This is a genomic window from candidate division KSB1 bacterium, from assembly GCA_034505495.1.
Taxonomy (GTDB): Bacteria; Zhuqueibacterota; Zhuqueibacteria; order Residuimicrobiales; family Krinioviventaceae; genus Fontimicrobium_A.
The window spans coordinates 27687-31098 of record JAPDQV010000040.1; the positions used below are offsets into that span (position 1 = coordinate 27687).

A 3412-nucleotide genomic window follows, 5' to 3' on the forward strand; every position below is an offset into this window, starting at 1 on the left:
TCACGTATGCCGTAAGTATCTTTTTGTCCGACGGCAAATCCGACGGCCGCGGCCACCACCGGACCGGCAAGCGGCCCTCTTCCCGCCTCATCGACGCCGACGACGACCCTGCAGCCCTCAGCCCAGAGTCTTTCTTCATATTCCAGCATGGCGCCGTTGTTCCTCATCGCTCATTGAGGATGCGCAGGCGGCATCGGCAGCTCCGCAGCCTGAGAAGGCGGTTCCCCGCCGCCGAGAATGGCCGCAAGGATTGCTCCGGCGGCGATGACGCCGGCGCCGTACGGCCAATACTTTTGTACAAAAGTCAGCTTTTTTTCCTTTAGGGCCACTTCAAGAGATTGATGCTCACCGGCAGCCAAACGGACTACCGTGGAAAAACTGCTTGACCCATGACGTTTGATGAAAAGATTGTAATCCCCTTCGAGTAGATTTTCAAACACTCCCGGCGTGCGCAGGCTTTTAGCGCGGTTACGCACCGGGTCGACCAAAACGGCAGAAGCATCGGGCGGATCGGTGGTGACAGCTAAAGAACCGATCATCTGCATACGGATATCGCTGTAAGTGTTGTAAAGATCAGGCGGAATTCTGCCGGTATCCAGTTGAATATCAGGCGCCGTCTCGACGGCACGCTTGAGGTACATTTTGGCGGTTTCTACTTCGATTTCCTCACGCAATAGGGAAAAGGCGATGTAAACGAGCGCTGCGAATTGATCATCGTTGCCGAGCCTGCTGTTGAGCAAAGCATCCTGCAGAATCGTGCGTGCGCCGGAAAAATCCGCCAAATAGAACGCCTTAACGCCGTCCAAAACCTTCGGATTGCGGATGGATTGCGCAACGGTAAAAGAAGAGCTCAAAAGAAAAACCAGAAGGAGAGTCTTTATAGAGATTCTCATGTATCATCTCCTTCAGCGGATATAGACCAATTTGCGTGTTGAAGCGAAATCCGGTGTTTCCAACCGAAGAATATAGATGCCGGTACCAACCTCCCTTCCCGCATCGTCGCGGGCATCCCAACTAAATTGATAAAAGCCTCCTTGAATTGGGCCTTGATAAATCTGTTTGACCTTTTGTGCCAACAGATTATAGACCGCCAAATTAATCTCCGCAGCTTTGTCAATTCGAAACGAGATGATCGTCGAGTGATTGAAAGGATTCGGGTGATTTTGCAGCATGCTGTAAGTATCTGCGACCTGCGGCAGTTCATCCTGATGTTCTTTGATAAATTTTTCGTTTCCGGCAAAAAGCGAAAAGCGTCGAATCTGTTGATTGTCGGTGAAACGAAAGATATAGAGCGAATCGGCGCGCAGATCGATGCTCGTGCCGGCTTCCACATCCGCCAGCATGAGCGAAAGAGAATTCTTGAGCGGTCCGAAAAAGCGAAAAATCAGCACCGCCTCGCCGGCGGTTTGCGCGGCTGCTTCAATATGCCAAACAGCACCTTGACCGACAGGCCGAAAGTCGGTCGTATATTGATCGGCAGCTAATTGCCAATCGCTGTGCGGAAAATAAAGCTGTATATAAGAACCGATCGCCGGCGCCTCGACATAGTCCAAGCCGTAATCCCATTTTTCTGTTGCATCCTTGGCAAAGCCGAGATAGTTGGCGCTGTCTTCGGCCTTGTTCATCTTTGCGATGATTTGCATGGACCATTCGATGTTCGGCCGTTCGAAAGGATTCTTTTTTGCCAATGCGGGTTGAGCCTCGAGCGCAGGGATGGTAATGGTAAAGTCTTCCGCCTCGGAGTAAACGGCATAACCCTGCCACGGCTGCATGACGGTGTTTTCGAAAGGATATTGCCAACGTCCGATATACGCATGTGGACCTTGGACTTTTTGCGTATCGACGGCGCTTGCCCAGCGGACATCCCGCCAATCAACCGGAAAGGCGAAAGGCGAAGCGATGTCGTTCCACCCTTTTTTCAAAACAACCACAAAGGGAGTGACGGTATTGACCGAAGTACCCGGTCCGCTGTCGAGCGTTACACCTTCTTTTGCAGTGATCAACCAATACGCGGCGCCCGGACGAACGGCTGAAATCTGCGGATACTCAAGGTAAATCGCTTCCAAAGGTTCCCACTGAAAAAGCCTCCAGACGTGCGGATCGTAGGGGCCAAAGTCGTCCTCAAATATATCTTTCGGCGAAGATTTGTCCGGCTCCAGCGGCAGAGAAATCATACGATAAGCGTCCTGCTCGCTGCCTGAAGGCAACGGCCAAGGCATCGTTAGACCCTGCTGATTGCCTCCGGTCACCCTTACCCTTACTCCTGCCGCAGGGGCTTCTGTAGGATAACGACTTTCGTTCACGCCGTCGATTGCCGATATAGCCCATTCCACACCGCGCACGGTCACTTCGGAGCCAGGGATCTCGCCCTCATACAAGGCTCCGGAAACTTTTTTCATCTGTTTTTCGACAAAACGCCGCTGACCGCCGCGACGATACAAGAGCTTAACGACCGTCAGGGTGTCGTTGTCCGAAACAACAGCGCGCAGCGTGAGTTGGCGCGATTCTTCCGTCAATGTATCGGCGGCCATGAGATTGATTACGGGCGGACGACTGTCGAGATGGAAGGTTAACGAATCTTTTCCGCTCCAGTTTCCGGCGCTGTCCTTTAGCGCGATAAAGAGCCGATGAAGTCCGTCCGATGCTTCAGCCAACGAGATATTGAACTGCACGGTATCGATGATCGCGCTTCCGAGAGATATTCGATTGGTGCCCAAGCTTTCACTCCAAAACAACAGCGAATCGGGGTGCAACTCTCGAAAACCGATACGTATCGGTACGATCGGCGTCTTTTTCGGATTGACATAATTCGGTAACTGCGACTGAATCAGCAGCTGCGGCGTACCCAATATGGGCAGCGTTGCATCGTAACGCAACAAAATGGAGGCGGCTGAGGCACGATTGGCATTTCCTCTGCCGTCTTTCAGCCAGACATAGAGGGGATACACTCCTTCGCTCGGCAGGTGTACGATAATTTTGCCGGTCTCCTCTTCTACGGCGAGACTATCGGTAATGTCGCGCTCGTGCACAGGCGGCGAACCCAATTTCCAATAAGCCATGGCGATGCCGCTGGGATCAGCCGGCTGCCGCCATTCAACCGTAAAATCGGGCGAGTTTTGCCATTTGCTGGGATTGGCTCCGGCGACGTTCAGCCCGATCGGCGGCGGCGGTGCCGTTCGGTCTTCGAAGGTAGTGTCGACAACCGTCTCGGTCTCTGCGATTCCTGTAAACGGCTCGCGGTTGCCGACTCGGTCCCAAGCTGCAGCTTCAAAGGAAAAACTATTGCCGTGGGCGCCCACATAAACATAGGAAAATGTCTTGGCGCGCGTTAAAACATCGAACCAGGGCCCATGATTAATGGACATGCGCAAATCGTATTCGCCCGACAGGCCGCTGCCGTCATCATCTCCTG

Annotated in this window: 2 protein-coding genes; both read right to left on the reverse strand. The window is 53.1% G+C overall.

Features of this window, described 5'->3' with window-relative positions:
* Window positions 1-170: 170 nt before the first annotated feature.
* A complete protein-coding gene (locus ONB24_13145; protein MDZ7317060.1) occupies window positions 171-893 on the reverse strand; it encodes a hypothetical protein in 723 nt (240 codons plus the stop codon).
* A gap of 12 nt (window positions 894-905) precedes the next feature.
* Window positions 906-3412: T9SS type A sorting domain-containing protein (locus tag ONB24_13150; GenBank protein ID MDZ7317061.1), on the reverse strand; the 2507-nt coding region annotated here is incomplete at its 5' end.

Coding starts and splice junctions, on each gene's coding strand:
- ONB24_13145 (MDZ7317060.1), bottom strand. CDS start 893: ATGAGAATCTCTATAAAGACTCTCCTTCTGGTTTTTCTTTTGAGCTCT.